The sequence below is a fragment of the Corallococcus sp. CA047B genome (genome assembly GCF_003612065.1).
Lineage (GTDB): Bacteria > Myxococcota > Myxococcia > Myxococcales > Myxococcaceae > Corallococcus > Corallococcus praedator.
This window is the reverse complement of record NZ_RAWD01000397.1, coordinates 1-7,467: the sequence shown is the minus strand read 5'-3', so window position 1 is coordinate 7,467 and position 7,467 is coordinate 1. Positions and strand designations below refer to the sequence as shown.

The window sequence follows — 7,467 nt, the reverse complement described above, 5'->3', positions numbered from 1 at the left end:
GTACGGGCGGGTCGGGGTAGGGCAGGACGGGCAGCACGGGGCGGTACGGGCAGCGCGGCACAACACGAACGCATCACTTCATCTCGGAGAGCGAAGACCATGGCGACCAAGACCCAGAAGCGTGGACAGACGATTCAGCGCAAGGCCCGTCAGATGAAGGCGACGACCGTGAAGGCCGTGTCCAACGCCGGCAAGCAGGCCAGGCGCGTGCAGGTGACGCTGGGCGACCTGATCGCCGCTGCCTTCGACACCGTGGGGGGCGAGGCGCGGAAGGTGGCCAAGGTCGTCTCCTCGCCGGACATGACCGTGGCGACCGGGAAGCACATTGTTTTCGTGGGGTGATTGTTCCGCCGGCCGGGCGCGGACAGGTGGGTTCCATTTCCGGGACGCGAATTCCAAGGCCAGGTGACTGCCGTGACCAACATCCTCAACCCTGGACGCAACTACTGGACGCGTTCGGAAACGCATGACGCGGGCGTGCTGGTGGACGCCCGGGATTACTACCGAGAGCTGTACCGGGCCATCCGCAAGGCGCGTCGCTCCATCGTCATCATGGGCTGGCAGTTCGACAGCGATGTGACGTTGCTGCGCGGTGACGACCTGGCGGAAGCGGAAGGTGGCGAAGTCCGACTGCTGCCGCTGCTGGACAAGATGTGCCGGGACAACCCGGAGCTGCACGTCTACATCCTCGCCTGGGATTTCAGCATGCTGCTCGCGATGGAACGCGAGTGGATGCAGCACCTGCTGTTCAACTGGACCACGAACGAGCGGCTGCGATTCCGCTTCGATTCCTCCAGTCCTCTCTACGCCGCGCACCACCAGAAGCTCGTCGTCGTGGACGGCGTGCAGGCGTTCACCGGCGGCATGGACGTCTGTGACTGTCGCTGGGACGACCGGGACCATCCCGCGCGCTCGAAGCTGCGCTGTGATTCCGGCCGCGATCCGCACGGTCCCTACCACGACGTGCAGACGGTGCTGACGGGCCCCGCGGTGAAGCCGCTCGCGGAGCTGTTCGAGGCGCGCTGGGCGCACTCGGGCGGCGGCGAAATCCACCTGGAGCCGGTGGCGCGCGACGACGTGACCTTTGAAGCGACGATGCCGGCGCCTCCGGGCCCGGTGGCCATCAGCCGCACCTTCGGCAAGACCATCCTTCCGCCGCAGGAGGAGGTGCAGGAGATCCGCGCGCTGTACGTGGACGCCATCGCCGCGGCGGAACGCTTCATCTACATCGAGAACCAGTACTTCTCCTCGCGCGCCATCTACGACGCGCTCGTCAAGCGCATGCGCACGGCGGGCCGTGGCCGGCTCCAGGTGATGCTGGTGCTGCCCCGTCAGCCGGAAGCGCTGCGTGAGCAGATCGCCATGGGCGTCGCCCAGGTGCGCCTGTTGCGCGCGCTGCGGGAGGTGGCCAGCGAGACGGGCCACGGCTTCGCGGTGTACGGCTCGGCGGCGAAGGACGACGACGGCTCGGATGTCTTCACATACATCCACTCGAAGGTGATGGTGGTGGACGACACCTTCCTGACGGTGGGCTCCGCGAACACCACCAACCGCAGCCTGGGGCTGGACTCCGAGCTGAACCTGAGCTGGGAGGCGCAGGCGCCGGGCGACGCGGTGTCCAAGGCCATCCGCCGCATCCGCGTGTCGCTGATGGCGGAGCACGCGGGCCTCGCGGGCGTGTCCGCGCTGCGGCCGCTGGTGGAGGCGAAGCAGATGGTGGAGACGCTGGACCGGGTGGCCCAGGAGGGGCTGCTGCGGCTGCGTCCACACCCGCTGGAGACGGTGTTCGACCAGAACCCGCTCTTCAAGCCGCTGGAGCCGGAGGACTTCCTCATCGATCCGGAAGAGTCGGTGCTGGACGAGTCGCTCTTCGAGGCCCTGCACAAGGGCGATGACGGCCTGTTCGCCTCCGGCGTGCGGCTGCTGTCGCGCTGGCTGGTGGGCCCGTCGTGCGCCGCGCCTCCGCACCGCGCCATCCTGCCCTGTGCACCCGGGCAGGAAGAGGGCGGCGCGGCGGAACCCTGAGTCCCGGGCAGAGGATGCGCGCGCGTCAGCGTCGGGCGAAGTCCACGCCCACGCCGGCGCCCGCGCTCACGCCCCGCACCAATTGGTCATCCGGCTGCGGGAAGTGCACGGTCGCGCCGGAGGCCCAGATGTACAGCGCGGGCAGCACGCGCTGCCGGCCCTCCACCGCGAAGGAGTAGCGGGGCCGGTCACCCAGGCCCACCACCACCGCGCGCACGATTCCGCGCGTCTTGTCGCCCGGGCTGCTGAAGCTCAGCGAGAAGTCTCCGTCCGCGCGGCCAAAGGCCGAGTACTCCACGGCGCCACTGGCCACGACCTCCGTCGAGTCCGTTCCACCGCCGCGCGCCACGGACATCTCGATGTAGCCGGAGAAGTCCTTCGGCACGCGCTGGTCCGCCTGCGGCTCCTCGGACAGGCCCACGGCGGAGAAGCGCGCCAGCTCATACCCCGCGCCGAAGAAGCCGAAGCGGAAGCCGCCGCCCTGGCGCCGCCCCTGCAAGGTGACGCTGAGCTGCGTGCCCTTGAAGTCGCCCTCGAAGGCGACGCCCAGCAGGCCGCCCACGTCCTGCGCGCCGGAGTTGAGGCGCGCGCCGCCGGCCAGCAGGACCCACGAGCGCAGCCGCTCGCCCTTGTACATGGCGACTTCGCCGCCCACCGACGCGACCGTGGCCTCCGGCGTCACCCCGCCGGCCTCGCCGAAGTCGTGCGCCACGGAGGCGCGCAGCAGGTAGCGGTCGAAGTGGTTCTCACTGCCGCTGACGACGCGGCCCAGGTCCAGCAACAGCTCGCCGGAGAAGATGCGCGCGGCGAGCACGTCGCTGGCGAGCAGCTCCACCCGCGCCGGCCCCGCCGCGAACGACAGCGTGCCGCCCGCCGGGTGGTAGTTCGGGGACAGCTGGTTGTCGTAGCGGTTCACCAGGTAGCCGCGGCCCAGGGACTCCTCGAGGAAGGGCTGCACACGCAGGCCGAAGCGGCCGGACTCATCCCCGATGCGGAGCAGGCGCACCACCTGTCCGTAGTCGCTGCGCTCGTCCCAGTCCTGGCGCCGCAGCCACGCGCCGTAGTCCTCGTCCTTCTGCTCGGGCGGGTTGTCCAGGAGGCGGAAGCGCAGCGGTGCGCCCAGCATGAAGGCGAAGTCCTCGCCGCCATCCACGCCCAGCGACGGGTATGCGTACGCGAACAGGTCCTGCTCGCCGCCCGGCGTTCCGGACGGGAAGCTCAGCGGACCCACTTCCAGCAGCGCCCGGAAGCCGATGCCTCCCGACGAGGCGGGAGCGGACGACTCCTGCTCTTCGTTGGGGACCTCCTCGATGTACGAGGACTGGGAGTGCAGCAGCGCGAGCAGGGCGACGAAGGGAGCACCAGTCATTGGTGCTCACTCTAACTTGGCGCGGCGTGGGGTGGACAGACGAACACCCGGCAGGCCCGCGAGCGGGCTTTACCGGGTATCCGCCGCGACCAGGGCGGAGGACTCCGCCCTGGCTTGATTCTTCACCGGGGACTAGTGGGTGGAATCGGGCGTGGCGTCCGTCTCCACCTTGGAGTCGGTGCTCAGGTCGTCCGTGTCGGCGTTGGCGTCGCCGGACGCGTCCTTGATCTCGCTCTTGCCGGAGCTCTCATCGCCGGAGCCGCCGGTGCCGTCATCACTGGGGTCGCGGTTCTGGTTCACGGAGCCCGCGGGCACCTGCGGGTCGCCCAGGTCGGTGGGGGTGTTCTGCTGCACGTCCCACTTCTGGCCGTCCTGGGTCTTCACGGTCTCGTCGGCCGCGCCGCTGCCGCCGGTGGCCTCGCCCTCGTAGACGGTGGGCGCGTCCATGCGGTCGCGCTTCTCCAGGTCGCTCACGTTGCTCGCCTCACCGGCGGACTTGTCCGACTCCGCGGTGTCGGGGTTGAGGCTTTCGCTGGAGGAGCTTGAGACGTCGGAGCTGGTGCCCGCGCTGCCCGCTCCGCCCATGGCACCGGCTTCGGGTGACGAGGCTTCACGCGTGTTCGCGGACTGGCTGGCGCAACCGTACAGCGACAGGGCGGCGATGGCCGCCATCAGGGGAAGCTTCATTGGGAATCTCCAGTGCGAGTCGGGTTTCGTCTTCCGGAAATCTGGTTGCCCGGCCGACAGAGACAAGGACACACACGGGCCTCTGCTACCGGGCCCGCTCCTGGGCAGGCAGGGAGGCGGGCGCTCGGTAGTGGGGCGCTGGGAGAGGAGGATGAAGCTTGCCGGCGGATGGTGAGGGGCCAGGCAGGCGAGGACGGGCGGACGTTCTCTAGCGCCGCTTCGTGGGTTTGGACGGGCCCCCGCCATCGTCCTCGGCCTTGCGCTTCTTGTCGGGCACGTCCGTGTGGTGGCTGCTGGACATGATCTCCCCCTTGCTGTTCTTCGTGAACACGCTGTCGTCCTTCAGCAGGCGCTCGGGGCCGTAGTTCTGGTGCGCCTGGTAGAGGCGCTCGGCGCGCTCGGTGGGCTTGCCGTTCTTGTCGAGCGGCGCATCGAAGCCGGTGCTGATCTTCTTGTTCTGCGTGATGTCGCCGACGCGCAGGTTGCCCGGCGCATCGAAGGTGTCCTTCAACACGTCCTTGTAGGCCTGGAAGCGCGTGGCCTGGTCGGGGCCCTGCATGGCGGTGAGCGTGTTCTTCAGGGCGGCATCCTGCTTCTGCTGAACGACGTCTGCCTTCAGCTCGCCCTTGCGTTCCGCCAGCGTGGCGCGCGAGTAGCCCTGCACGCGGCCCACGGAGGCGGCTTGCTCCGCCAATCCCTTGCGCACCTTCTTCTGGGCTTCCGTCTGGGCGGCACCGGTGGCCGTCTTCAATTCACCAGCGGAGGCCTGGGTGTCCTTCGCGCCCTGCTTGAAGCGCAGCGTCTCGTGGTTGAAGACGTTCTGGCCCGTGGCCGAGGCGATGACGTGGTTGATGCTGGAGTCGGGGGCGTTCTGGCCCGTGCGTCGGGCGGCCTGCTCCTGCGGGGTCAACGGACGCCCGGATTTCTGGGCGGCGTCCGTATAGGTGCTGTGCGAGGCGTTGTACTGCGTCAGGCGATCCAGGACGTTCTGCTTCTTCACGCCGGCGCCATGCTTGCCGTAGTGCTCGTTGAGATGCTGCTTCTGCTTGTCGTTCAGGCCGCCGGTGGGGCCGTATTTCACCTGGCCGTTCACCTTCGTCTTGCTGTCGCCCACCTTGAAAGAGTTGTTGCCCAGCTTGGGTCCACCAATGCGCGCCATGGATTGCTCCTCCGGCAACAAGCCCTGACCTGGAACCTCGGGGCTCATGGAATGGGGCGGACTATGGACTGGCAGGCCCGGTCCGTCTGTCAGGGCTTTCCCTCTGTTGGCTGGGGACGTGCCACCTGCCCGGGAGTGCGTGGAAGGGGCTTCGCGCGCGCTTCCGGGAGGAGCACCAACACCCGCTTGACTACGGCTGTAGTCAGTCGTACCTTGCTTCTTGACTACAGCTGTCGCTACGAAGGATGGGACGGATGAAGAAGCCGGTGGGAGAGCAGGAACTCGCGCTGCTGCGGTACGTGGCGGAGCACGGGCCGGCGACGGTGGGGGAGGTGGCGGAGCGCTTCGGTGAGGCGCAGGGATTGGCGCGCTCCACCATCCTGACGGTGATGGAGCGGCTGCGGCTCAAGGGGTACCTGACCCGGAGCAAGGTGGACGGGGTGTTCCAGTACGCCTCGCCGGTGGCCACGCAAGAGCTGCTGCGCGACGTCGTAGGGAACTTCGTGCAGCGCACGCTCTCCGGGTCGCTGTCGCCGTTCGTCACCTATCTGGCGGAGGCCGAGGACGTCTCCGACGAGGAGCTGAAGCAGCTCCAGGACGTCGTGGCCCGCCTGCGGCAGAAGCGGAAGGAGTGAGCCGATGAGCTCCATGGACCTGCTGCACGTGATGCCGTGGTGGTCGTCCTGGTCGGAGTCGCTGTGGCGCGCCTCGTGGCAGGGGGCGCTCTGCGCGCTGGGGGTGTGGGTGCTCGCGAAGGCGGTGCCGAGCCTGCCCGCGTCCCTGCGCGCGGGGCTGTGGTGGCTGGTGGCGCTCAAGTTCGTGCTGACGGTGGGCTGGCCGCATCCGGTGTCCCTGGCGCTGCTGCCCGCGGAGACCGTGGTCACCGGCACCGGGTCGCAATCCCAGACATCCGGCACCGCCATGCCCACGCGTGGGGGGGCCCTGGTGGTCTCGGGCCCTGCACCGTCGGATGTGGAAGGTTCCGTCGCACAGGCTCCGGGCCTCGCAATCCCAGGCGTTGCAACGGCAGCGCAAGCGCCCGGCATCGCTCACGCTCGGGACTTCGTGTCGTCGCGCGGTGGACTGTCAGCCGCGGCGTCAGGCCAGGGCTCCTCACCCGAGGCGCGGTACGTGTCCTTCGTCGCCACTTCCTCGCGGTGGCTGCGTGCGCTGTCCGGCTCCAGCGCGGTGGCGTGGACGCTGCTCTTCATCTGGGGCGCGGGCGTGGCCTGGCAGGTGCGGGGCCACGTGCGAGCGTGGCGTCAGGTGCGGGGCATGCGGGAGCGGGCACGGCCCCTGAAGCATCCGGTGCTCGAGGAGGAGGCGGAGTTCCTCGCGAGCGAAGCGGGCCTGCGCCGGCCGCCCCTGCTGCTCGTGTCGGACGAGGTGATGAGCCCGCTGGCCGCGGGGCTCGTGTCGCCGGCCATCGTGCTGCCCTCGAAGGCGGTGCGTGAGTTCCCCGAGGACGCGCTGCGCATGGCGCTCGCGCATGAAGTGGCGCACCTGCGGCGCGGGGACCTGTGGCTGGGCTGGGTGCCGGCGCTGGCGGAGACGGTGCTCTTCTTCCACCCGCTCGCGCGTCAGGCGGCCCGTGAGTACGCGCTTGCTCGGGAAGAGGCGTGTGACGCGGAGGCGCTGCGTCTCACCGGCGCGGAGCCCGCGGATTACGGCGAGCTGCTCATCGCCTTTGGCATCACCCGGCCCCCCGGCAGCGCAGCGGCGCTTGGGGCGTCGGCCCACCTTCACGCGCTGCACAGGAGGCTCCGCATGCTGGAACATGTCGATGTCGTCCCCACCCATCCCCGCCGGTGGCTCAAGGGTGCGCTGTTCGCCCTCGGAGCCCTGGTCCTGATGCCCTTCCAGGTCGTCGCCAAGGCCCCCGCCGAGTCTGCCTCTACGGCGCCCGGCACGAACACGGGGCCGGGCCTCAAGGTGGGCTCCGTCCGGACCCTGCCCGAAGGCTCCACGCCGGGCACGGACTCCGCCACGGCCCCGAAGTCCTCCGGGACGCCGAACGCCGCGAACAAGTCCGTCGCGACGTCCGACACGGCCGCCAGGTCACCGAAGTCTCCTGTCCCTCCCGTGCCTCCTGCGCAGCCCGCGTCCCCGGCCCGCGCCGCCGTGGCACCGCCGCCGCCCGGCGCGACGACACCGACCGCGACGACGTCGAACGCGATCGCCAGGAGGAGGCACTCGACAAGCGCGAGGCGGACCTCGATCGCGAGCG

At 69.6% G+C, this 7,467-nt stretch carries 7 protein-coding genes; 4 read left to right on the top strand and 3 right to left on the bottom strand.

From position 1 onward, the window contains the following. The first annotated feature begins 99 nt into the window (after positions 1 to 99). Entirely contained in the window at positions 100 to 342 is a 243-nt protein-coding gene (locus tag D7X74_RS36925; RefSeq protein ID WP_120537678.1) for a chaperonin, read from the top strand. A gap of 63 nt (positions 343 to 405) precedes the next feature. Next, a complete protein-coding gene (locus tag D7X74_RS36920) occupies positions 406 to 2,025 on the top strand; it encodes a phospholipase D-like domain-containing protein (RefSeq protein ID WP_120537679.1) in 1,620 nt (539 codons plus the stop codon). 25 nt (positions 2,026 to 2,050) lie between these two features. Here the strand turns inward: D7X74_RS36920 and D7X74_RS36915 are convergent, their stop codons facing one another. From D7X74_RS36915 to D7X74_RS36905, 3 genes are all read right to left on the bottom strand, one after another. Beyond that, entirely contained in the window at positions 2,051 to 3,394 is a 1,344-nt protein-coding gene (locus D7X74_RS36915; RefSeq protein WP_120537677.1) for a hypothetical protein, read from the bottom strand. Positions 3,395 to 3,526: 132 nt separating this feature from the next. After that, positions 3,527 to 4,081: a hypothetical protein gene (locus D7X74_RS36910; RefSeq protein ID WP_120537676.1), complete on the bottom strand. Its 555-nt coding sequence runs from the start codon at positions 4,079 to 4,081 to the stop codon at positions 3,527 to 3,529. Positions 4,082 to 4,289: 208 nt separating this feature from the next. Continuing rightward, positions 4,290 to 5,240: a hypothetical protein gene (locus D7X74_RS36905; protein WP_120537675.1), complete on the bottom strand. Its 951-nt coding sequence runs from the start codon at positions 5,238 to 5,240 to the stop codon at positions 4,290 to 4,292. A 254-nt stretch (positions 5,241 to 5,494) separates the two neighbouring features. On the opposite strand from D7X74_RS36905, the gene D7X74_RS36900 reads away from it, so the two are divergent. Both D7X74_RS36900 and D7X74_RS36895 read left to right on the top strand, forming a co-directional pair. Beyond that, positions 5,495 to 5,875, top strand: a complete 381-nt coding sequence (locus D7X74_RS36900; protein WP_120537674.1) for a BlaI/MecI/CopY family transcriptional regulator — start codon at positions 5,495 to 5,497, stop codon at positions 5,873 to 5,875. Positions 5,876 to 5,879: 4 nt separating this feature from the next. Continuing rightward, positions 5,880 to 7,467, top strand: a 1,588-nt coding sequence (locus tag D7X74_RS36895; protein ID WP_304984944.1) for a M56 family metallopeptidase, incomplete at its 3' end; no start/stop codon positions are given.